The 21546-nt window shown below is 36.1% G+C and carries 23 protein-coding genes and 1 tRNA gene; 10 read left to right on the top strand and 14 right to left on the bottom strand.

What is annotated here, in order from left to right:
- The first annotated feature begins 80 nt into the window (after positions 1 to 80).
- On the top strand, positions 81 to 962 hold the full coding sequence (locus ATE49_RS03765; RefSeq protein WP_065081130.1) for an AraC family transcriptional regulator: 882 nt from the start codon (positions 81 to 83) through the stop codon (positions 960 to 962).
- A gap of 32 nt (positions 963 to 994) precedes the next feature.
- Here ATE49_RS03765 and ATE49_RS03760 read toward each other — a convergent pair whose 3' ends face one another.
- Together ATE49_RS03760 and ATE49_RS03755 are read right to left on the bottom strand one after the other, a co-directional pair.
- Positions 995 to 1804: a GLPGLI family protein gene (locus ATE49_RS03760; RefSeq protein ID WP_065081129.1), complete on the bottom strand. Its 810-nt coding sequence runs from the start codon at positions 1802 to 1804 to the stop codon at positions 995 to 997.
- 3 nt (positions 1805 to 1807) lie between these two features.
- Positions 1808 to 2614, bottom strand: a complete 807-nt coding sequence (locus ATE49_RS03755) for a GLPGLI family protein (RefSeq protein WP_065081128.1) — start codon at positions 2612 to 2614, stop codon at positions 1808 to 1810.
- A 92-nt stretch (positions 2615 to 2706) separates the two neighbouring features.
- Between ATE49_RS03755 and ATE49_RS03750 the strand changes: the two genes are divergently transcribed.
- Together ATE49_RS03750 and ATE49_RS03745 are read left to right on the top strand one after the other, a co-directional pair.
- Positions 2707 to 3345 (top strand): MBL fold metallo-hydrolase, encoded by a 639-nt coding sequence (locus tag ATE49_RS03750; RefSeq protein ID WP_065081127.1) that lies wholly within the window; start codon positions 2707 to 2709, stop codon positions 3343 to 3345.
- A gap of 5 nt (positions 3346 to 3350) precedes the next feature.
- Complete coding sequence (locus tag ATE49_RS03745) at positions 3351 to 3842, top strand: DinB family protein (protein ID WP_065081126.1); 492 nt, start codon at positions 3351 to 3353, stop codon at positions 3840 to 3842.
- Positions 3843 to 3894: 52 nt separating this feature from the next.
- On the opposite strand, the gene ATE49_RS03740 is transcribed toward ATE49_RS03745, so the two are convergent.
- On the bottom strand, positions 3895 to 5727 hold the full coding sequence (locus ATE49_RS03740) for a WG repeat-containing protein (protein WP_065081125.1): 1833 nt from the start codon (positions 5725 to 5727) through the stop codon (positions 3895 to 3897).
- A gap of 127 nt (positions 5728 to 5854) precedes the next feature.
- Here ATE49_RS03740 and ATE49_RS03735 point away from each other — a divergent pair, with 127 nt between their 5' ends.
- From ATE49_RS03735 to ATE49_RS03725, 3 genes are read left to right on the top strand one after another with little or no spacing between them, the layout of a single operon-like run.
- Positions 5855 to 6280, top strand: coding sequence for a MarR family winged helix-turn-helix transcriptional regulator (locus ATE49_RS03735; protein ID WP_065081124.1), 426 nt, complete (start codon positions 5855 to 5857; stop codon positions 6278 to 6280).
- Between the two features lie 16 nt (positions 6281 to 6296).
- Complete coding sequence (locus tag ATE49_RS03730; RefSeq protein WP_065081413.1) at positions 6297 to 6635, top strand: GIY-YIG nuclease family protein; 339 nt, start codon at positions 6297 to 6299, stop codon at positions 6633 to 6635.
- 4 nt (positions 6636 to 6639) lie between these two features.
- Positions 6640 to 7062 (top strand): DUF1330 domain-containing protein, encoded by a 423-nt coding sequence (locus ATE49_RS03725; RefSeq protein WP_065081123.1) that lies wholly within the window; start codon positions 6640 to 6642, stop codon positions 7060 to 7062.
- Positions 7063 to 7176: 114 nt separating this feature from the next.
- On the opposite strand, the gene ATE49_RS03720 is transcribed toward ATE49_RS03725, so the two are convergent.
- Complete coding sequence (locus tag ATE49_RS03720; RefSeq protein ID WP_065081412.1) at positions 7177 to 7731, bottom strand: thioredoxin family protein; 555 nt, start codon at positions 7729 to 7731, stop codon at positions 7177 to 7179.
- A 230-nt stretch (positions 7732 to 7961) separates the two neighbouring features.
- Here ATE49_RS03720 and ATE49_RS03715 point away from each other — a divergent pair, with 230 nt between their 5' ends.
- The 4 genes from ATE49_RS03715 (at position 7962) to ATE49_RS03700 (ending at position 14648) form a co-directional block, all read left to right on the top strand.
- Complete coding sequence (locus ATE49_RS03715) at positions 7962 to 8558, top strand: TetR/AcrR family transcriptional regulator (protein ID WP_021348381.1); 597 nt, start codon at positions 7962 to 7964, stop codon at positions 8556 to 8558.
- Between the two features lie 249 nt (positions 8559 to 8807).
- Entirely contained in the window at positions 8808 to 9971 is a 1164-nt protein-coding gene (locus tag ATE49_RS03710) for an efflux RND transporter periplasmic adaptor subunit (protein WP_065081122.1), read from the top strand.
- 72 nt (positions 9972 to 10043) lie between these two features.
- Entirely contained in the window at positions 10044 to 13220 is a 3177-nt protein-coding gene (locus ATE49_RS03705; RefSeq protein WP_059156772.1) for an efflux RND transporter permease subunit, read from the top strand.
- Positions 13221 to 13235: 15 nt separating this feature from the next.
- On the top strand, positions 13236 to 14648 hold the full coding sequence (locus ATE49_RS03700; RefSeq protein WP_065081121.1) for an efflux transporter outer membrane subunit: 1413 nt from the start codon (positions 13236 to 13238) through the stop codon (positions 14646 to 14648).
- A 63-nt stretch (positions 14649 to 14711) separates the two neighbouring features.
- Here the strand turns inward: ATE49_RS03700 and miaA are convergent, their stop codons facing one another.
- The 10 genes from miaA to nadA all read right to left on the bottom strand — a co-directional run bounded on the left by miaA (position 14712) and on the right by nadA (position 21538).
- Positions 14712 to 15647 (bottom strand): tRNA (adenosine(37)-N6)-dimethylallyltransferase MiaA, encoded by a 936-nt coding sequence (gene miaA, locus ATE49_RS03695; protein ID WP_065081120.1) that lies wholly within the window; start codon positions 15645 to 15647, stop codon positions 14712 to 14714.
- 84 nt (positions 15648 to 15731) lie between these two features.
- Positions 15732 to 16070, bottom strand: coding sequence for a YkvA family protein (locus tag ATE49_RS03690; RefSeq protein WP_034869587.1), 339 nt, complete (start codon positions 16068 to 16070; stop codon positions 15732 to 15734).
- A 57-nt stretch (positions 16071 to 16127) separates the two neighbouring features.
- A complete protein-coding gene (locus ATE49_RS03685; RefSeq protein ID WP_059156768.1) occupies positions 16128 to 16679 on the bottom strand; it encodes a TlpA family protein disulfide reductase in 552 nt (183 codons plus the stop codon).
- Positions 16680 to 16688: 9 nt separating this feature from the next.
- The gene (locus tag ATE49_RS03680; RefSeq protein WP_065081119.1) at positions 16689 to 17267 is read right to left on the bottom strand and encodes a thioredoxin family protein; all 579 of its coding nucleotides are present in this window, start codon (positions 17265 to 17267) and stop codon (positions 16689 to 16691) included.
- Complete coding sequence (gene aroC, locus ATE49_RS03675; protein ID WP_059156766.1) at positions 17267 to 18328, bottom strand: chorismate synthase; 1062 nt, start codon at positions 18326 to 18328, stop codon at positions 17267 to 17269. Before aroC ends, ATE49_RS03680 begins: the two co-directional genes overlap by 1 nt.
- Positions 18329 to 18493: 165 nt before the next feature.
- On the bottom strand, positions 18494 to 19090 hold the full coding sequence (locus ATE49_RS03670; protein ID WP_065081118.1) for a glycine zipper domain-containing protein: 597 nt from the start codon (positions 19088 to 19090) through the stop codon (positions 18494 to 18496).
- Positions 19091 to 19356: 266 nt separating this feature from the next.
- Positions 19357 to 19427: transfer RNA gene (locus ATE49_RS03665), tRNA-Cys, on the bottom strand.
- Positions 19428 to 19495: 68 nt separating this feature from the next.
- A complete protein-coding gene (locus ATE49_RS03660; RefSeq protein WP_065081117.1) occupies positions 19496 to 20005 on the bottom strand; it encodes an RDD family protein in 510 nt (169 codons plus the stop codon).
- A gap of 78 nt (positions 20006 to 20083) precedes the next feature.
- Positions 20084 to 20443 carry a dihydroneopterin aldolase gene (gene folB / locus ATE49_RS03655; protein WP_034869645.1) on the bottom strand — a complete coding sequence of 120 codons (360 nt, stop codon included), beginning with the start codon at positions 20441 to 20443 and terminating at the stop codon, positions 20084 to 20086.
- 78 nt (positions 20444 to 20521) lie between these two features.
- Positions 20522 to 21538 (bottom strand): quinolinate synthase NadA, encoded by a 1017-nt coding sequence (nadA, locus tag ATE49_RS03650; protein ID WP_065081116.1) that lies wholly within the window; start codon positions 21536 to 21538, stop codon positions 20522 to 20524.
- Between the last annotated feature and the right edge of the window lie 8 nt (positions 21539 to 21546).

Raw genomic sequence — 21546 nt, 5'->3', positions numbered from 1 at the left:
TGCGCATTATTTTGGAATAACGTGCAATATGTTTGCATTTTTACTTTCAGCACCATAATTAGTCATACATTGCATACAATATGTACGACAAGACTCAAATTGATAATTACAACATCCCTTTTGTTGCTTCGGAATTCGGAATTAAAACCATTACAGGAATAGCTATAAACAAATCCCCTGATGATGTACGAAAACACCTGACAAAACACCCACATTTTGTAGATGGGTTTATCTGTGCAATATGCATACAGGGGGAAGCCAGACTCAGGATAAATTTTCAGGAACAGGAACTAAAGCCAGGTACTATTATGATTATTCTGCCTGACACAATGCTGGAGCCTTTAGATATTTCGGATGATCTGCATATTGACACCTTATTTTTCTCTTATGAACTGATGTCGGATGAACCTCTGATAAATGAGTTTGATATTTTTCAGAAAATCAGATCTTTTCCATGCATAAAACCAAAAGAGGCAGATATTGAAATCTTCAAAGACTATCATTCTTTTATAAGCAAATTGTTCTTCAGAGATAATGATCCTGATAAATATAAAAAACTAAGGTATCTGATTCTGGCCTTGGTAAATGAAATTAAATCAGTATACACCTCTGATCAATCGTCAAGTAAAGCATATCAAAAAACCGAATCATTAGCAGACCGTTTTCTAAAGCTGCTTTTCATACACCATAAACAAGAACACAGTGTTAATTTTTATGCAGATAAAGTATGCTTGACACCCAGATATTTCACGACTGAAATTAGAAAAAGTACCGGAAAACCTGCTCTTACATGGATCAATGAAGTCGTTACTGCACACGCCAAATCATTGCTGATTACTCAAAAGAGAACGGTCACAGAAATCGCAGAAGAACTAAATTTTGCAGACACCTCCATGTTCTGCAGATTTTTTAAAAGACATACAGGTCTTACCCCTTCAGAATACAGGCAGACTATTCGTTAATAAATTTACCCCAACATTATTTCTCCACAGGACTATGGATAACTAATTTTATAATTGAGCTCTACAGGATTATTTGTTTCTCTTATTTGTTTCTGCTCGGATAAAGTCATATCTTTATAATCAATTGGCAGTACATTACCATGTTCATCAACTACTCTTAGTTTCGATTGTCCGGCTTTATATTCTTTGAAAGGATCATTGTAATAATCTTTTGCCAGTTTCTGAAACTGCGCCCATGTCAAGACAAGACCTTTTCCTCTTTGGAAAAGTTGTTTTCCACTTTTTTTAATTTCTGTAAGTGTAAACTGGTAATCTTTCTTTTCATCTTCTATTTTTACAATAAGTCCGGGAAGACCACTAAAGATATGTGGTCCGTCTAAAATCGGAATTTCTGCTGCAAACCACGCCGTCCAGTTCCTGCCTCCATAATTGGTAGTAGCTTTTTGCACAGCAAACTCTCCTGCCTTGTCCTTATCAGGCAATATCTTCCACTGTAGATTTTCTTTTATTGGGATGGTATAAAGCTCTCTTGCATTCTGTACATTTTTAAAGGTTTCTTTCGTTTTCAGATTTTTAGAGATATATAGCTGATTCCCAAATCCTGTATCAAACCATGTCCATCTTCCTGTATTTGAAAAAATCGAATCAGTTTCTTTTTGCTTATCAGTTCTGAAAACTGATTGCTTATCCATAACATCCAGATTCATTTTCAGAGTTATGATACTATCTTTATTTGGATTGCTCTTGTATTTTACTTCATAAACAAACGTCCTGAGCTGAGCGGAAATACTCAGAAACAATACAGAAAAAGAAAGTAATAATAGTTTTTTAATGGTCATCATATTTTATTTGTAATCATTTTTATAATTGAGCTCTATAGGGTTATTGGTTTCTCTTATGTTTTTTTGTACTTCAGGAGTCATTTCACTGTAAGTCGCTTTTACAGGATTTCCATAGCCATCATCTTTTGAAACCCCTACTCCCCTTAATTTTAATTCAGCATACGGATCGTTATAATAATCTATCATTAGTTTTTTAAACGTTGGATAACTCATTTCCAGCCCCCTCTTTCTAAAAAAGAGGTTTCCCCTATTCTTTCTTATAGCTCTTAGTGTAAAGTCATAATCACCTTTGTTATCTTTTATCTTGACTATTAATCCTGGTAATCCGTTGAAAGCATAAGGACCTTCAGGAATCGGAATTTCATTGGTAAACCATGCTGTCCAATTCCTGCCACCGTAGCTCGTTTCTGCTTTCTGGACTTCAAAATCTCCTATTTTATCCTTATCCGGTAGAATCTTCCAGTTCATTTTCTCATCTATTTTCACATAATAATAGTCTCTAAGATGAGTCTTATAACTTTTTTTGATCTCATTTGTATTCAGATTTTTCATAACATAAATCTGACCTTCCATATTAGACCCCATACCAAATCCATACTTACCACTTGCCAGAAGAGAGTCCGACATCCTTTCACTTTCAGTTCTGAAAATTGACTGCTGGTCTACGACATCAAGTGTAAAAGTTTCTTTTCTCATATCATCTTTTTTATCACTGTATCTGTAATCCAGTTCATATACAAAAGTTTTGCTTTGTGCAATGAGGCATAGCGTTGCCAAAACAAGAAGAAATCCTGATAGCTGTTTTTTCATATTATTAAATATTCTAAATAGTACTTTTCGCGGTGAACCGATGAAAAGGTTTTGTAAATTTGGTCTTACGTAAATTTAAAATTTTTCTGCAAATGCTGCATATACAGATTTTTCCTTTTAATCCTTTTTCTGAAAACACCTATATCGTATACAATGATCAGAAACAGGCTTGGATTATAGATCCGGGAAATGTTCACCCAAAAGAAACGGAAGCCCTGCAATCTTTTATTTCCGATAATGGATTGAAAGTTGAAAAGATATTGTTAACCCATGCCCATATTGATCATATTTTGGGGCTACAGTGGGCACATGACACCTATAAGGTTCCTGTTTATTTACACCCCGATGAAGAAGAAATACTGAAAATGGGTAATCTTTCTGCACAGCGTTTTGGATTTGAATTTAATGACTTCAACGGTAAAGTAAAATTCCTTAACGAAGGCGATGAATTAAAACTGGGTGATGATGTATTTCATATCTATTTTACTCCGGGACATTCACCGGGAAGTATCAGCTATCACAATCCTGGCGGAAAGTTTATTATTTCCGGAGATGTCTTATTCGAAGGAAGTATTGGACGGACAGATCTGTTCAAAGCCAACTTTGACCAGCTAATCGATAGTATTAAAACTAAACTTCTGATTCTTCCGGAAGATACACAAGTATTTTCAGGACACGGAAATCCTACTAAAATAGGATTTGAGAAAGAACATAATCCATTTTTAAAATAAAACATATGAGTATTAAAGACGGAATCCTTATTGAAAATCAAAGAGAGGCGGATAACACTAAAAGAATTATCGAGAGACTTAAAGATGAAAATGCCTCCTGGAAACCTCATCAAAAATCGATGTCTGCATTACAACTGGCTTCCCACGTTGTAGAATTGCATTTATGGCTAAAAACCGCCCTAGAAAGAGACAACTTTAATTTCCATACAGATTATGTTCCGCTAAAGGCAACATCCTTCGCAGAACTACAGGATATTCTTGCAAAAGGAGTAGAAAACAATATCAATTTTGTTAACAGTACTGATGAAAATTTCTGGCTGCAAACTTATACACTAAAAGCCGGAGATCATGTTATCACTACACTTCCTAGAATTGGAGCATTACGTTTTATCATCAACAATCACCTGATCCATCACAGAGGACAGCTGAGCTTATATCTAAGAATGCTGGATATTCCTGTTCCCGGACTATATGGACCGTCTGCTGACGAAGCATAAAAATCATTACTCAATAGTAAACAGGCTCATCAATATCGATGAGCCTGTTTGCTTAATTCCGATCAATAACAGTTTTAACAAATCTGTTTTCCATAGCTTTCTCTTTTGGAATATTCTTTTTGAGAATTTTCCCTTCTATATCTATCTGATAATAATTATTTCCTAGCCTTGCATAAATAACCTGTTTAGTATTTTGGAACATTGATATATAATCATTCATAAATATTTCATCATATTTCAATGGACATAAAATATGATTTTCCATATTTATAATGCCTTGTTTTCCCTCTCTCTCTACAACTATAACACCACTCAACTGATATTCAAACTTATCATAAATAACGGGAACACAAACCTTAAAATGTTCATTTAACATTCCATATTTACTTCCTTTCTTCACAAAATGATTCTTTTCAGGGCCATACTCTACCCAATTACTAATCTGGTCATAAATAAAAGGGACTATAATTTTATTTTGCCGAGATACAACACCATATTTCCCTTTCTTTATAATAAACTTCTCTTCATCATAAAATACTTGTTCTATAGCTTCATAACTTAGATATACCTTCTTATTTACATCAATTAATTTAGCTCTGTCTTTCTCCATGAAAATATATAAAGGTATATTTTCGGAATTCACTCTAGATATAGAAGTATACTCAAATGGATAAAGCTCTTTCCCTTCCATATCAATAACTCCATATTTACCATCCTTTACAGCTATGAAATACTGATTATTAAATAATTCAAGTTCATCATATTTAAATGGCAACATAAGTTTGCCCGAATCATTAACCATTCCATAACCACTATTTTCATTAGTCTGATAAACTATATATAGTTTATCTTCATTATTTATCTTTATCTTATATGAAAAGAAATTTTCCCAGTTATTTTGTTGTTCAGCTACTTTCTGTAGTTTATGATTTAACAATACATGAGAATTGCCTTTAGTAGTAACATAAAAAGAAAATTTTGGACTAAAATTAGAATCATCAACTTTATAATGATAAATAGTATCATATGCAGGTTTTAATATAAACTTTCCTTGTTCATTTATAATACTGTATTTATCTTCAGTCTTTACTATAGCCATACCATTTATATCAAATGGAGCTATTTTTTGAAATTCCATCCCGAAAATATTTTTGAAACTATCATCAACAAAAAAAGTTTTTGCCCCTTTCCTTACAGCTGCAATTCTTTTAGAAAAAAATTGGTCCTTTATTCTATTTTCAGATTTATAAAAAACTTCATCATAAATAAACTCTGTTTTCTGTTTTCCCTCTAAGGTAAAAAAAGCCCACTTTTCATTTCTTTTTGCTATGAAAAAAAGATCTGTATCAGTACATACTATATCATCATATTCAATAGGTACAACTTCCTTTCCTAACTTATTAATAACACCAAAATATTTTCCTTTCGATACCTTACCGACTCCTGTATTTGTATAAGGTTCTGCATAAGAATAAATAAATGGGACAACCACTTTTCCGTCTCTTCCAAGATATCCCCAATTTCCACTTTTATTAGCTGAAACCAAATCATTACTAAATTCAGGAGACAAATAATCATATTCCGCAGGAATAACCTCTTTATTATTAATATCTATATAGCCACTTTTTGAATTTCTTTTTATATAAGCAAAACCTTTATTATCGAACGGATTTATAAAATCATAAACAAATGATATTTTCACATTCTTTTCTTTATCTATATATCCATATTTATTTGGCTTGATTAAATGTATTCTTGTCCATCCGGTAATTGAGTCATTAATTTGATCTTTTATATTGTTTAATGTAATATTCGGATGATTATTTTGTCCTGTACATGAAAAAAATATGGAAAGAAAAAGAAAGTAATAAAAAGTCCAACGCAAGATAAATTTTTAACCATCAATAATTTCAGAAAAAAAATGAAATAATTAATTTAAAAATAAATTTTGTAATTAATTAAAATGCATATATTTGCAATATTAAAATGATTGACTAGTCAAATACAAATCAATGATAAGCACTGAATTATTACTTTTAATTAACATCAATAAACTGCAGTCGGTTATTGCCAGAAAATTTGATTCCCTTAGTGTACATGGGCTAGGGTTCAATGATTTTGTCATTTTGTATATCCTCAACTCTTCTGTTGAAAGCAAAATGCGCAGAATTGATCTGGCTGAAAAAATTGGTCTTACAGCTTCCGGTGTAACCCGTCTGTTAAATCCTTTGGAAAAAACAGGGCTTGTAACAAGGGAAACAAATGAAAGAGATGCCAGAGTAAGCTATGTTGTAATAACTTCTACCGGAAAAAAAATACTAGAAGAAGCCCAAATAACAGCAGAGAATATTACCAAAGAGATTCTTTCATCTAAGAAAGGAAAGTCTCTAAAGGCTGTTACTGAATTTTTATTCGAATTGGGTGGAAACATACAATAATCTATATGATAATGAAATGAAAAATGTATTAAAACAAGAATTAAGGGAAAAAGCAAAAGCCCATAAAATAACCATGGGAGTCCTTAGTGTAAGAAATAATATAACAGAAAAACAATATGTTCAGAGCTCTCTGAATATGGAAGCTTTAGTCAATAAAATTAAGTTCTTGCTTAATGGCAGACTATTTACGAACCCTCAACTCCAAAATGACTGGACTGAACAAGGAAGCGAAAACTTCACTTTTGAATTTGTAACTGTCATCCACCCTCAGGACAATAAGTATATCAATTATCGTCAGGAAATAATGAAAGCCGAAAAGGCTTACCTTGACAGTATTGATACAGAAATATACTAATACAATGAATAAAAAATACTTATCTCCAAGCTTTGAAGCCGGCAAGCACCTCTTTCAGAAAAACATACAGGGAAGTATTGTCAATCTGAATCTGATAAAGCTAAAGAAAGAAGCAGATTATTCAGCTTGTCCTGATCTGAAACCGTCTTGTAGTATAAGTGGGCATGAAGCTTATCTTACTTACATTAAGGAAGCAAAACCTTTTTTAGAAGCCAGCGGCGGAGAAATCTTATTTATAGGAAGAGGAGATCTCTTTCTGATAGGCCCAGAAAACGAGTACTGGGATTTATGCATGTTGGTAAGACAAAAAAGCGTTAGTGACTTTTTAAGCTTTGAGCAAAATGAAGACTATATGAAAATTACAGGGCACAGAACTGCTGCTATTGAAGATTCAAGATTATTACCATTGGAAGAATTTTCATTGTAATCCTGTAATTTATACGAATCAAATTGTCAGTATTTCTAATCTAAAATATTAAAGCATAAAAATGGCCGGAAGTGATTCCGGCCATTATCTATTTATAAAGTAATTCTTTATAATTTATTTCCACTTAATACCACATCCTACACTTGGTATCTGAAATTCTTCCTGTGGCTGATCAGCCAGTAAGTTCTCAAACGCAATAATCAGATCTTCACCTGTAACCTCCTTTTGATTTCCTGGGCGAGACTCGTCCATCTGTCCTCTGTACACCAAATCCAGTTTGTCATCGAACAAATAAAAATCCGGAGTACAAGCTGCCTGATAAGCTTTAGCTATAGCCTGGCTTTCATCATACAAATACGGAAATGTAATATTTCTTTCTTTAATGAAGTCCAGCATTTTTTCTGGTGAATCTTCAGGAGACTGTTCCAGATCATTTGCATTGATACCTATCACCTGAATTCCTTCAGGCTGGTAATCTTCATGCAATTCAACTACTTTATCAATTACATGTTGTACAAATGGACAATGGTTACTCATGAATACAACCAAAGTTCCTTTCTTGCCCTTTAGTTCTTCAAGGTTCTCGGAAGTTTCTGTCAGAGGATTTTCTAGTTCAAAATAAGGTGCTTTAGTTCCTAAAGCCAGCATATTAGAAGGTGTTGTTGCCATTTTTTTAATTATTATAAAGTTATAAGCGTTTAAAAATCCATTCCTATAAACAGATCCATTCACACTCGATTATAAAGTGCTTCTACTAACTCAACAACAAAGATAAAATTTCTTTTAAAAATATAGCCTATCACATTTTTATAAACTTCGAAAATGTTAAAATTTAAAATTTATTTGGAAACAGAACAATAAGTACTGTAAATTTGCTAACACTGTTAGGAAAAATTATCATGGGAGTACATGAACGTAGACAGCGGGAAAAAGAATCGGTGCGTGCAAACATTTTGCAGGCAGCATTCAATCTGGCCAAAACGGAAGGATGGGCATCACTCTCTATGAGAAAAATAGCAGATGCCATAGAATATAGTGCTCCGGTAGTATATGATCATTTTGAAAATAAGGAAGCTATTCTCTTTGAAATTTCTCTTCAGGGATTTAAACTCTTACAAAAAGACTTAATAAAAGCCCAAAAGAAATATGAAACCCCGGAAGAACAGCTAACGGCTTTAGTAAATGCATACTGGGATTTTGCTTTTAAAAACAAAGAGTATTATCAGCTCATGTTCGGATTGGGAATGCAGTGTTGTGGCAAGGGCCAGATGAAAGATGAGTTCTCGCTTTTTCAGCAGATGATTTACGACTGCACCTATAGAATTATTGAGAAAAACGGTTCCAATACAGATGAAGCCTGTCATAAATCTCATGCTCTATTCTCTGCAGTACACGGAATGATTTCTATTATGATGATGCGTAATGCAGATATACCAGAAACAATGAACAAATCTACTTTTGATGAGGCGGTTGTTTCTTTTATTAAATCTTTGTAAATTTTTTTTGAACCAAATATTAACACCGTTAGGAAAACTAACGTACAAATAATAAACATACTGTTCATCACACTTTTTAATTAAAAAACTTATAAAACTAATGCGTCCGGATATTTGACACGCTCTATTTTTCAGACAGTTATATTTTATTTAATTATTAACACTGTTAGAAAATATTACACCTATAAACCTTATTTTAATCTGTAAAAACAGAAACTAAGCCTAAAAACAAAAAAATCTGAAATTATAATGAAAATGCTTGAAAAATCAGGAATTATTATACTGCTTTCTGGTATCATATTACTACTAAACAGTTGTAGCAAAGCCTCGGAAACTGCAGGACAGGCTCCTCCACCACCGCAGGTACCCGTATATACTGTAGTTTCTTCACCAGCTACTACTTATCAGGAATTTCCTGCTGCGCTTGAAGGAAAAAACAATGTAGAAATAAGATCTCAGGTAGATGGTTACCTGGATAAAATCTATGTAGAAGAAGGCTCTTTTGTAAGAGCAGGTCAGCCTTTATTTAAAATTGATTCCCGTACCTACGGGGAGCAGGTAAATATGGCTCAGGCTAATTTACAGGCTGCTAATGCCAACATACAAAAGGCTAAAGTAGAAGTAGACCGCTTAATTCCCCTTGTAAGTTCTAAAGTTGTTTCGGATGTACAGCTAAAAACTGCAAAAGCCAATTATGCAGTCGCTGTTGCAGCAGCAGAGCAGGCAAAAGCCTCTTTAGGAAATGCAAGAATTAATGCCGGGTTTACAACCATTACGGCACCAGTAAGCGGATATATCGGAAGAATTCCGAATAAAAAAGGAAGTCTTATTTCCAGAACAGATCCTAATCCGTTGACAACACTTTCGGACGTAAGCGAAATATATGCTTATTTCTCTTTAAGTGAGATGGATTTCATTGCTTTTAAAAACAAGTATACAGGTGCAACCCTGGAAGAAAAAATTAAAAATATGCCAATGGTAGATCTTGTGATTGCTGATAACAGCCTTTATCCTGAGAAAGGAAGAATGAGTATTATCGACGGGCAATTCGATAAAAGCACAGGAGCTATCAGCATAAGAGCAGTCTTCCCTAATGCTAATGGAACACTAAGAAACGGTAATACTGGTAAGGTACGTATGCCTCAACTGTTGAGCAGTGCATTGGTAATTCCACAGGAATCAATCTTTGAAATTCAGGATAAAACCTATGTTTATATTCTTGGAAAAGATAAGAAAGTAACCAGTAAACCTATCACCATTTCCGGAAAAACAAACAGTTACTATTTTGTTTCCGATGGTCTTAAAGCCGGTGATAAAATTATCTATACAGGTTTAGGAATGTTGAAAGATGGCGCTGCTGTTAATCCTAAAGCACTTTCTTCCGATAGTCTGCTTCAGGCAAAACCTCTATAACAGATAATGAAATTATAGAATATCATAACAATAAGGAGTATTCCCAAATGAATACTTCAAAATTCAATTCTTATGTTAAAAAAATTTATTGAAAGACCGGTACTCTCTACCGTTATCTCTATAATACTGCTATTGCTGGGGACTCTTTCATTGTTTAACCTTCCGATTACACTGTTCCCGGATATTGCACCTCCAAGTGTACAGGTTACAGCTTTCTATCCGGGAGCCAATGCAGAAGTTGTAGCCCGTTCGGTAGCCAATCCTATTGAAGAAGCAGTGAACGGGGTGGAAAACATGACATATATGACTTCCAATTCCAGTAATGATGGTACGATGACTCTAAATGTATTTTTTAAGCAGGGAACCGATCCGGACAATGCTTCAGTAAACGTACAAAACAGAGTATCCAAAGCAATGAGCCAGCTTCCTCAGGAAGTAACCCAGTCTGGTATTTCCACTCAGAAAGTACAGAACAGTTTTATTATGTTCATGGGATTATACAGTGAAGATCCTAAACAATATGATGAGCTTTTCCTTCAAAATTACCTGAAAATTAATGTTATTCCTCAGATACAGCGTATCCCCGGAGTAGCACAAGCCCAGGTGTTTGGAACAAGAGATTACTCTATGAGAATATGGCTGAAACCAGACCGTTTAGCAGCTAATAATCTTTCTCCTCAGGAAGTAATGGCCGCAATTAAAGACCATAACCTGGAGGCAGCACCCGGCCGTTTAGGTCAGGGAAGTAAAGAAACCTATGAATATATCCTTAAGTATAAAGGTAAACTGAATAAAAATGATGACTACGAAAACATTGTTATCAAAGCAAACGCTGATGGTTCTTTCCTTAGGCTAAAAGATCTTGCAAGAGTAGAATTAGGTTCTTACACTTATACCGCAGAGAATCGTGTAGACGGAAAACCTGTTGCCGGATTTGCAATCTTACAGACTGCAGGTTCCAATGCTAATGAGATCCTTACTGAAATCGAGAAACAGGTAGACGAGTTCTCTACGACTCTTCCTAAAGGTGTAAAGCCTATTATTATGTACAACTCTAAAGACTTTCTGGATGCATCTATCCATCAGGTTGTAGAGACTTTGGTTATTGCATTTATTCTGGTATTTATCGTAGTTTATATTTTCCTTCAGGATTTCAGATCTACACTAATTCCGGCGATTGCAGTTCCGGTTGCAATTATTGGTACATTCTTCTTCCTTCAGCTATTCGGTTTCAGTATCAACATGCTTACATTGTTTGCATTGGTATTAGCTATTGGTATTGTTGTGGATGATGCTATTGTTGTGGTAGAGGCAGTCCATTCCAAAATGGAGCAAACAGGTATGCCGGTGGAACAGGCAACAATGAGCTCTATGAGTGAAATATCCGGTGCCATTATCTCCATTACATTAGTTATGTCTGCCGTATTCGTTCCTGTAGGATTTATGCAGGGTCCTGCCGGTGTTTTCTACCGACAGTTTGCATTTACGCTGGCTATTGCAATTATTATATCTGCAATTAATGCACTTACTTTAAGTCCTGCGCTTTGTGCGCTGTTTCTGGATGATCCACAAGGTGAACATGGACATCATGAGAAAAAAGGATTTGGTGCCAAGTTCTTTAGAGCCTTTAATGCTGCGTTTAATACAATGACACGTAAATATATTTACAGCCTCAAATTCCTGATTAAGAATAAATGGGTAGCTGTAGGTGGTCTTGTATTGATTACTGCAATCAGTGTTTTCCTTATCAAAAAAGCACCATCCGGATTTATTCCAACCGAAGATCAGGGATTTGTATTATACGCTGTAAATACTCCACCAGGAAGTTCATTGGAAAGAACACACCGGGCTACAGAGGAGATTGATAAAATTGTGAAGAAGGAAAATGCTACAAATCACCTTTGGGTAGCAGATGGACTAAACTTTATCAGTAATGCTAATGCATCCCCATATTCTGCAGGTTTCATCAGACTGAAAGATATTGATAAGAGGGGTGATATGAAAGATCCTGATCAGATTGCTGCGGCTTTAACAGGAAAAGTAAGTGCTGTAAAAGATGCTAATGCATTCTTCTTCAACTTCCCTACTGTACAAGGTTTTGGTAACGTCAGTGGTTTCGAATTTATGCTGCAGGACAGAACTAACGGCTCTTTCGAGCAATTAGGAGCAACAACTCAGGCATTTATTGGTGAATTGATGAAAAGAAAAGAAATTGCATTTGCCTTCACTACATATGCTGCCGGAAATCCACAATACACGATAGAAGTCGATTCTGAAAAAGCAAAACAACTAGGTGTATCCATCACTGAATTGATGCAGACTATGCAGATCTATTTTGGTAGTAGCTTTGTATCCGATTTTAACAGATTTGGTAAATACTACAGAGTAATGGCCCAGGCCGATGTTCCGTATCGTACAGATATCAATTCATTGGAAGGTATTTATGTGAAAAATAATATGGGTGAAATGGTTCCGACTAAAACACTAGTTAAATTAAAACGGACTTTTGGACCTGAAACTGTAACAAGAAATAACTTATTCAATGCCGTTACCATCAATGGTACACCAAAACCAGGATACAGTACCGGAGATGCCATTAAAGCCGTAGAAGAAGTAGCTAAGCAATCACTTCCTCGTGGTTATGGTTACGAATGGACAGGTATTACCCGTGAAGAGATTAAAGCAGGCGGACAGACTGCATTTATCTTCCTGCTGAGTATATTATTCGTCTACTTCCTGCTTTCTGCACAGTATGAAAGTTATATCCTTCCGTTTGCTATTATTCTGACAATCCCAACGGGAATATTCGGGGTATATGCTTTCACCGGATTGGCAGGAATTGATAACAATATTTATGTTCAGGTGGGACTGATTATGCTTATCGGATTACTGGCGAAAAATGCAATCCTGATTGTGGAGTTTGCTGTTCAGCGGAGAAAAGCAGGCAAGTCGTTGATAGAGTCTGCGCTTCAGGCATCCAGACTAAGACTTCGTCCTATTCTGATGACATCTTTCGCTTTCATTATTGGTATGCTTCCATTGGTTTGGACACAAGGCGCGTCGGCTAAAGGAAATCATTCTATCGGAATCAGTACTGTTGGCGGAATGCTTACCGGAGTTTTACTGGGAATCTTCATTATTCCTGTATTATATGTAATCTTCCAGTACCTGCATGAAAAAATGCCAAGCAAGAAAAAACGCAGAGCACTTCAGAAAGAATTAGCTCATCAACATTCTGCTTCACACTAAAATTATTTAATAGACATGCAAAGAATACATCAAATATTTCTGGTAGTAGCACTGGCCGCAATTGTGGTTTCGTGTAAAACCAGAGTAGCTTATACAAAGCCTGATCTTCAGCTGCCCTCGGAGTTTCGTTTTACGGCAACTGCTGATACAGCCAGTATTGCCAATATGAGCTGGAAACAATTTTTCGGTGATCAGACACTTCAGCAGTTAATAGAGAAAGGAATTAACCATAATCTCGATTTACAGATCGCATTGAAGCAGGTAGCTGCATCGCAGGAAAGATTATTGCAGGCCAAATATTTACAATTCCCCGATATTAATTTTACGACATCGGCACAGATATCAAGGCCTTCTAAAAACAGTATGAATGGTCAGAGTCTGAATCTATTTATCGGAAAAAACCATGTAGAAGACTATAATGCAGCTTTCAACCTTTCCTGGGAAGCAGATATCTGGGGAAAAATTAAAAACCAGAAGGAAGTAAGCAAAATGCAGTATCTACAGACGTATGAAGCGTCAAAAGCAATACAGACTCAGGTTATCGCTGCCATTGCTCAGGGGTATTACAACCTGCTTATGCTGGACAAGCAAATGAAAATAGCAGAGTCGAATCTGGAACTAAGTGAAAGTACATTAACCATTACACAAAAAATGTGGGACAGCGGTGATGCTACAGCTTTGGGAATTCAACAGGCAAAAGCGCAGAAACAGTCAACCGAGCTTCTTATTTCGCAACTGAAACAGAATATTGCTATCCAGGAGAATGCTTTAAGTATTCTTACGGGAGAAGCTCCTAACACAGTGAACAGATCCCTGGATATTGCAGATGCTTCTATGCCTGCAAATATTTCCGCCGGACTTCCTGCAGCATTGGTAAGCCGCCGCCCGGATGTAAGACAGCAGGAACTGGCCTTACTGGAATCTAATGCTTTAGTTGGTATTGCACAAGCCAATATGTATCCCGCTCTGAAAATTACTGCAGGTGGTGGGATTAATTCTTTCAAATTTGATAACTGGTTTCAGATTCCGGCATCATTGTTCGGTTCTGCACTGGGAGGGATTACCCAGCCTATCTTCCAGAAAAGACAATTGAAAACTGATCTGGAAGTTGCGAAAATTCAACGTGAAAAAAATGTACTCATGTTCCGTCAATCTGTTCTGAATGCTATGGGTGAAGTCTCAGATGCTATGGCTTCCAACGAGCAGCTAAAGACACAGGAACTAACAGCTGTTGATCAGGTATCTACCTTGAAAGACGGGATAAAAAATGCACAGATGCTTTACAAAAGCGGAATGGCAAATTATCTGGAAGTGATTACCGCACAGGCAAATTCGCTTCAGGCTGAACTCAACCTTGCTTCTATCAAACGCCAGCGTCTGAGCAGCATGGTAGATCTTTACAGAGCCCTTGGTGGCGGATGGAAATAAATGTCAATCCATTTTTATATAATCTATTTAAACGGGAATCACGGCTTTAGGGCCGTGATTTCTTTATTTTATAAGAGATAATTGTCTCAATAGTTCTTCGAGATCTTTTGGGGTATAATCCAGCTGCAAGTAATGGATATCAGCTGCTTTACGATACCAGGTAAGCTGACGTTTTGAATAGCGCCTGCTGTTTTTCTTTATTTCTTCAACTGCAAAATCCAGTGTCCATTCGCCATCCATATATTTAAACAGCTCTGTATAACCAACTGTTTGCAATGCTGTCTTCTCACGGTAAGGATAAAGTACTGTTGCCTCTTCCAGTAAACCTTTCTCCATCATAATATCCACACGTTTATTAATTCTCTCATACAAGACCTCCCGTGGAGCCTCTATTCCTATTCGGAGAACATCAAAATTTCTACCTTCACGGCTTATATTCAAAAGGTCAGAATACGGCTTTCCTGTCTGCCAATAAATATCTAATGCCCTTAGCAGCCTTCTTGGGTTTTCAATATCAGCTTTTTCATAATATTTCGGATCCGCTTCTTTCAGGAGTTCCTGAAGTTTTGCAATACCTTCAGATTCTAAAATAGCTTCCAGTTTTCCAATATTATCTGCGTTGGCTTCCGGCAGTTTATCTAATCCGTCAATAACAGCCCTTTCATACATTCCGGAGCCCCCTACCATTATAACAACATCATATTTCTGAAACAACTCTTCTAATTTATTCAGAGCGTCTTTTTCATATTTACCAATAGAATAATCATCCTGAATACTGAGATTAGCAATAAAATGATGGGGTGCAGCAGCCAGTTCCTCTTCATCTGGCATAGCTGTACCTATAGGCATTTCTTTAAAAAACTGACGGGCATCGCATGAAACTATTTCTGTCCCAAAACGCTGTGCAATTTCAATTGCAAGTTTGGTTTTGCCTATACCAGTAGGTCCTACGACAGAGATCAGAAGTTTATTGTTTTGTTTCATCCGTAATATATTCATCGGCTGATATTTTATCAGCCACCGTTTCAAAGGTCAAAAATAAAAAAACCACCCGAAATGGGTGGCTTATTCTGTGTATTGTTTTTACTGAGCGTCGACTTCAATCGTTTTAATTCCGTTTTTCTTGTCATCTTCCCAGATTAGAAATTTTTCAACTTCTTTCATTAGTACCGGCATAGCCAGTGCTAATACTGCCAAATCATCCATTTGCCCTATTACCGGAATCCAGTCCGGAAGCACATCGATTGGTGATATAGCATATACAAGTGCCAGACCGGGAAGAATAAAACCTTTAAGATCGGGTTTGTAATCTCCTTTTGAAATGAATTTTATCATTCTGAATAAGTCCGGAAGCTTTCGGATAAAACCTTTATGTCTGAATGCCTCTTGTATCAGTCTGATTTTTGATGCTTTTAATGCCATTTCTGTAAATTATATTTTGGTTTGATGACATTAAAATTTCAAAATCTATACCAATGTTTATTTTGTGACAGTATCTACAAATTGCTGATTAGAATCTGAGTTCCAGTCATCTGCACCTTCTTCTTTTTTCAGTATTCTTCCTGTCTTATCAAGAATAAATGTAGAAGGGAAAATCTTTACCAGAAACTTATCCGGAAGCGGACTTGTTGCAATATATACAGGAACTGTGTAGTTACCTTCTTTCAAAAATTTAGCAACATCCTCTTCTTTATCCTGCATGGCAATAAGAACAAAATCCATTTTATCTTTTTTGCCATCATATAGTTTCTGGATTGTTGGCCATTCCTGACGGCATGGCGGACACCATGTTCCCCAGAAATTCAGAAATACAACCTTGCCTTTGAAATCTTTAAGATTAGCATTCGGCACATTCATCCCTTTTAATTCAATATTGTACTCAGCATCGGTTACAGTCACTTCATTATTCAACTTCTCAACCGTTGGCTTCATCATCACCTGATCTTTAAAAAAGTTTCTAAGACCCGGCACCAGAAAGATCACTGCAACAACAGCAACCAGTACCAATATCCATATTTTTGAACCTTTCATCTGTAATTGTTATTTACCCGAAGGGATTATTTCCAAAAGTTCTTCAATAGTATCATAACCTTTATTTCTGGCATAATACACTTGTAATTCATGGTAGAAATCATCTTTTGTATAATTCTCAGGATCGTTTTTATGCTTATTTAAAAGTTCTTTCCCGTGTGCCGGACGTGGTCCCCACTGACCTATTACATTGAAATCTTCATCCAAAAACAGAATAATCGGAATAGACTTTCCGCCATTGGTTAAAAATTCATCTATTAATGAAGGTTCCTGATCGCGGTATGTAATTCTTACTTCATATTGTTCGAAGAATTTTACAACAACCGGTATTGCCTGACTTGCATCACCACACCATGCTTCAGAAATAATTAGTATTCTTCCTCTGAAGTTTTTTTGCGCAAGTATTTCCACCTGCTTTTCATTAGGAAGGTATTTTTCAGACATTCTGTTCATTCTCTGAATTCCTAACTTGTAGTATTCCAGATAGTCAATATCCTGCTGATTTCTTGGATTTCCCAAAATTTCTCCGGCATGTCTTAAGTATTCGTTATAAGTAACAGCCTCGTCCCAGAATTTTTTAATATCCATTATAGTTTTCTCGTTTTATTAATTAACATCATATCTGCCAGTACAAATGCAGCTAAAGCTTCCACTACAGGAACAGCACGTGGCAATACACAAGGATCGTGACGGCCTTTCCCTTCCACAGTTACAGAGTTACCGTCTTTATCAATGCTTTCCTGCGGACGCAAAATAGTGGCAATAGGCTTAAAAGCAGCTCTAAAGTAAATATCCATACCGTTGGAAATTCCTCCCTGAATTCCTCCCGAAAGGTTTGTTTTTGTGGTTCCATCTTCATTAAACAGATCATTATGCTCACTTCCCAACATCTTAGCACCACAGAAACCTGAACCATATTCGAATCCTTTGCATGCATTAATATTAAGCATAGCCTTTCCTAATTCAGCCTGAAGCTTACCAAAAATAGGTTCTCCCCAGCCTGTTGGTACATTTTTGATTACACATGTAATCGTACCACCAATTGTATTTCCTTGCTTTTTAATTTCCTTGATTCTGGTAATCATTTTTTCAGCAGTCTCTTCATCCGGACAGCGAACAATATTATCGTCGATTTTACTAAAATCTAAATCCTGATATGGCTTTTCACAGAAAATATCACCTACTGAAGATACGTAAGCGTTAATCTGTACATCTGCCAATAATTGCTTTGCCAGTGCTCCGGCTGCAACCCAGTTAATAGTTTCCCTTGCAGAAGACTTCCCGCCACCACGATGGTCACGAAAACCAAATTTCTGATCGTAGGTATAATCTGCATGCGAAGGTCTGTAAGCCTGAGCCAAATGGTCGTAGTCTTTAGACTTCTGATTTTCATTTTCTATAATAAAGCCTATTGGTGTACCGGTTGTTTTTCCGTCAAAAATCCCTGAAAGGAATTTAACCGTATCGCTTTCTTTACGCTGGGTAACGATTGCAGACTGTCCCGGCTTTCTTCTGTCCAGCTCATGTTGTACTGCTTCAAGATCCACCTCCAGTCCTGCCGGAAAATTTGTTATAATTCCACCATAAGCCAGTCCGTGGCTTTCTCCAAAAGTATTAAGTGTAAGTAAATTACCTAGTTGATTCGACATAGTAATACAAAATTAGGTTATTTTGGGATAAAAAACTACTCTAAAAGAGGTCTCATTTATCTATTTCAATTATTCAGAAAATATAGTTTTGTTCGAAAGACATATAAAAAAGGGATGCAATCTCTGCACCCCTCTGAAACTATACTTAATTTAAGTAAAAGTAAATTAATATCTTGGTTGTACTCTACCTGTCTTTCTGTCATTTGCTCTACCGATTGCATATCCTGCACCGGCTCCAAGAATACCACCAATTACAGCTCCGGCTCCTCTGTTTCCTTTGCTGATTAATGCACCTGCTGCTGCACCACCTACAGTACCGATAATGGTACCTTTAGCTGCTGAAGACATTCCCCTCTTTTGTGGCTGCTGTACTCCTGCATTGGTGTAACCGCTGTTTCCTGAACTTCCGTTATTCGCATATCCACCATTGTAACCAGAGTTACCACTATATGAGCTTCTCTTTGTACGTTTTTTTCTTGGTGTATAATTCGTATTTCCTGCATAGTTAGCTTTTCCCGCAGCTACAGAAGATGCTGCTATTGCTGTTTTTTTAGCTTTATCTAAGCTGTCTGCTTTCTTTTCCTGCTCAAAAGCAAATTTTTCTTTCTCTATGGCTAGCTTCTGTTTTTCAATTTCCAGTTGCTTCGCCTGATAATCTAATTTTTGCTGTGCTACAGTAGGTCCTTCTACTTTCTGATCTCCTTTATTACAAGAAGCCAGTAGCAATGTTGTTACCAATCCGGTTAATACTATATTTTTCATATCTCTCGTTTTACCTCTGAAAAAAAAGACTTTTCAAAGCATTTATTTCCTATGCTCTCCAATATTGATTCCATTCCAACGTTAACGAATGTTAATTATGATGGACAAAAAGTCATTGATCTAATGAAACAACGATAAATATTGGGTTTTAGTATCGGAAAGAAAATTTATTTTTATAGTAAAAAAATAAGAATCGTATATAACTGTATTACAGATACTAAGTCTATAAAAAAAATAAAACCTCTGAATAATCAGAGGTTTTTAAGAGGTGCCTAGCGGATTCGAACCGCTGTAGATGGTGTTGCAGACCACTGCCTAGCCGCTCGGCCAAAGCACCGTTTTAGGTCTGCAAATATAGCATTTTTTCTTTAAAGATAAAATGTTTCCGCAAAATCTTTGAAAATTTCAGGCTACAACCTGCCCTATTTCCTCCATTTCATTTCTAAGTCTAAGACTTTCTTCAAATTGCTTGACATTGACCACTCGTATATTGGACCACTTATCATGAAGACCTACATTTCCAAAAAAGCTTAGTGCTTCAAAGGGAATAGCTCTTATAAAATTCCTTCTAAGCAGATCAATTATATTTAATGGTTCATTGTTTTCATTGACCACCTTAGTACCCGTAATAAATTTTGCAAAAGTTCTACCTTTAAGAAACCATTCCTGTAGAAAAAGAAAGATTGAGGTAATAAGCAATCCAGTCAATTTACCTATTGGTTTCTCTCCATTATTTTTCATAAACTGAATCATAGAATAGGCAACTTCCGACTCGGTTAAAGTATACCACCATACCAATACACCACCAAACAGAAAGGCAATTACGTAAAGAATCAAAATATCAATAATATAATTTAGGAATCTTATCCATTTAGTAGCTCGTGACTTTTCCACAAGCGTGTAATTATTTGTCATAGAATATTTATTTGAATTGGTATTTGAAGTCTTTATTTTTAGAAGGCATTAGTGCTTTAAAGGGAAGAAGAAGTGTTTTTAGAATGCTTTTTCCATCTCCAGGCTCACTCCTGTCATTTCGCCAGGCATTGGAGGCTGCACTTTAGTCAGCTTTATCTTAATAAAATTTACCTGTTTAAATTCCGCAGCAATACGTTTCATTATCCTGCCAATAACGTGCTCTAACAACTGAGATGGTATTTTCATTTCCTGATGGATAATCTCATTTACCAATGCATAGTTAATAGTATCTTTCAGATCATCACTCTCCGTTGCTTTCCACAAATCTGCATGAATTTCTGCATTAATCAGGTAATAAGTTCCCAGAATTGTTTCTTCCGGCAATACGCCATGATAAGCGTAAATCTTGATATTTTCTAAAATAATTTTTGAAATCATAATGGTCATAAAACTAAAAAAGTTTTGCCAATTACTGAACAAAACTTTTTTAATATTTTTTAATAGTTTGTCTGAATTTTATTTTATGCTCTTCGACAGATCCAACATTGCTTCGATAGGCTTCAGTGCTTTCAAACGCAGTTCTTCGTCGATTAAAATTTCTGGTAATTCATACTTCATACACAGGTATAATTTTTCCATTGTGTTTCTCTTCATATAGAAACATTCGGAACAATTACAACTTTCGTCGAATACCAATGCCGGAATTAAGGTTTTATGAGGTGCACGTTTTTTCATTTCATGCAGAATACCTTCTTCCGTTGCGATAATAAATTCCTGACATTCGTCTTTCTGTACATAATCCAGCAATGCCGAAGTAGATCCAATAAAGTGAGCCAGATCCAATACTGGTGTTTCACTTTCCGGGTGAGCAATTAATTTTGCATTAGGATGATCTGCTAACTGTTGCGCAATACGCTCCATGGAGAATGCTTCGTGTACAATACAGCTGCCATCCCACAAGATCATATCTCTTCCTGTTTTTTTAGATAGATATCTTCCCAGGTTTTTATCCGGAGCAAAGATAATCGGGCGGTCTGTTGGCAAGGCCTTGATAATTGTTTCAGCATTGGAGCTTGTTACAATAATGTCACTTTCAGCCTTAGTTTCAGCATTACAGTTGATATAAGTTGCAATTAAAGCATTCGGATGCTTTTCACGCATCTTACGAAGTCCTTCACCACTACAACCATCAGCCAATGAGCAGCCAGCCAATGTATCTGGCAAAACGACCTTTTTAGTCGGATTAAGAATCTTCGCAGCTTCTGCCATAAAATGTACACCGCAAAAAGCAATCATATCTGCATTTGTTTCTTTTGCCTGACGTGCTAATTGCAGAGAATCTCCTAAGAAATCAGCTATATCCTGAATCTCTCCCGGCTGGTAATAGTGAGCCAGAATAACTGCATTCTTTTCTTTCTTCAAATCCAGAATAGCTTGTTTCAGCTCTTCTCCCTGAGGAATAATCAGATCCTTATATTTTAAAAATCCCTGTACAGGAAGATTGGATTTTGCTTGTTCCAGCGTTTCGTTCATAAGTAACG

This window comes from Elizabethkingia miricola (genome assembly GCF_001675285.1).
GTDB lineage: Bacteria > Bacteroidota > Bacteroidia > Flavobacteriales > Weeksellaceae > Elizabethkingia > Elizabethkingia miricola.
Note: the sequence above shows the minus strand (reverse complement) of the source record. Positions and strands in the feature narration are given on the sequence as shown.

What these genes read in the sequence shown, in the direction of transcription:
- ATE49_RS03765 (WP_065081130.1), top strand. Translation starts at nt 81, where the DNA reads ATGTACGACAAGACTCAAATTGATAATTACAACATCCCTTTTGTTGCT.
- ATE49_RS03760 (WP_065081129.1), bottom strand. Translation starts at nt 1,804, where the DNA reads ATGATGACCATTAAAAAACTATTATTACTTTCTTTTTCTGTATTGTTT.
- ATE49_RS03755 (WP_065081128.1), bottom strand. Translation starts at nt 2,614, where the DNA reads ATGAAAAAACAGCTATCAGGATTTCTTCTTGTTTTGGCAACGCTATGC.
- ATE49_RS03750 (WP_065081127.1), top strand. Translation starts at nt 2,707, where the DNA reads ATGCTGCATATACAGATTTTTCCTTTTAATCCTTTTTCTGAAAACACC.
- ATE49_RS03745 (WP_065081126.1), top strand. Translation starts at nt 3,351, where the DNA reads ATGAGTATTAAAGACGGAATCCTTATTGAAAATCAAAGAGAGGCGGAT.
- ATE49_RS03735 (WP_065081124.1), top strand. Translation starts at nt 5,855, where the DNA reads ATGATAAGCACTGAATTATTACTTTTAATTAACATCAATAAACTGCAG.
- ATE49_RS03730 (WP_065081413.1), top strand. Translation starts at nt 6,297, where the DNA reads ATGAAAAATGTATTAAAACAAGAATTAAGGGAAAAAGCAAAAGCCCAT.
- ATE49_RS03725 (WP_065081123.1), top strand. Translation starts at nt 6,640, where the DNA reads ATGAATAAAAAATACTTATCTCCAAGCTTTGAAGCCGGCAAGCACCTC.
- ATE49_RS03720 (WP_065081412.1), bottom strand. Translation starts at nt 7,731, where the DNA reads ATGGCAACAACACCTTCTAATATGCTGGCTTTAGGAACTAAAGCACCT.
- ATE49_RS03715 (WP_021348381.1), top strand. Translation starts at nt 7,962, where the DNA reads ATGGGAGTACATGAACGTAGACAGCGGGAAAAAGAATCGGTGCGTGCA.
- ATE49_RS03710 (WP_065081122.1), top strand. Translation starts at nt 8,808, where the DNA reads ATGAAAATGCTTGAAAAATCAGGAATTATTATACTGCTTTCTGGTATC.
- ATE49_RS03705 (WP_059156772.1), top strand. Translation starts at nt 10,044, where the DNA reads ATGTTAAAAAAATTTATTGAAAGACCGGTACTCTCTACCGTTATCTCT.
- ATE49_RS03700 (WP_065081121.1), top strand. Translation starts at nt 13,236, where the DNA reads ATGCAAAGAATACATCAAATATTTCTGGTAGTAGCACTGGCCGCAATT.
- miaA (WP_065081120.1), bottom strand. Translation starts at nt 15,647, where the DNA reads ATGAATATATTACGGATGAAACAAAACAATAAACTTCTGATCTCTGTC.
- ATE49_RS03690 (WP_034869587.1), bottom strand. Translation starts at nt 16,070, where the DNA reads ATGGCATTAAAAGCATCAAAAATCAGACTGATACAAGAGGCATTCAGA.
- ATE49_RS03685 (WP_059156768.1), bottom strand. Translation starts at nt 16,679, where the DNA reads ATGAAAGGTTCAAAAATATGGATATTGGTACTGGTTGCTGTTGTTGCA.
- ATE49_RS03680 (WP_065081119.1), bottom strand. Translation starts at nt 17,267, where the DNA reads ATGGATATTAAAAAATTCTGGGACGAGGCTGTTACTTATAACGAATAC.
- aroC (WP_059156766.1), bottom strand. Translation starts at nt 18,328, where the DNA reads ATGTCGAATCAACTAGGTAATTTACTTACACTTAATACTTTTGGAGAA.
- ATE49_RS03670 (WP_065081118.1), bottom strand. Translation starts at nt 19,090, where the DNA reads ATGAAAAATATAGTATTAACCGGATTGGTAACAACATTGCTACTGGCT.
- ATE49_RS03660 (WP_065081117.1), bottom strand. Translation starts at nt 20,005, where the DNA reads ATGACAAATAATTACACGCTTGTGGAAAAGTCACGAGCTACTAAATGG.
- folB (WP_034869645.1), bottom strand. Translation starts at nt 20,443, where the DNA reads ATGATTTCAAAAATTATTTTAGAAAATATCAAGATTTACGCTTATCAT.
- nadA (WP_065081116.1), bottom strand. Translation starts at nt 21,538, where the DNA reads ATGAACGAAACGCTGGAACAAGCAAAATCCAATCTTCCTGTACAGGGA.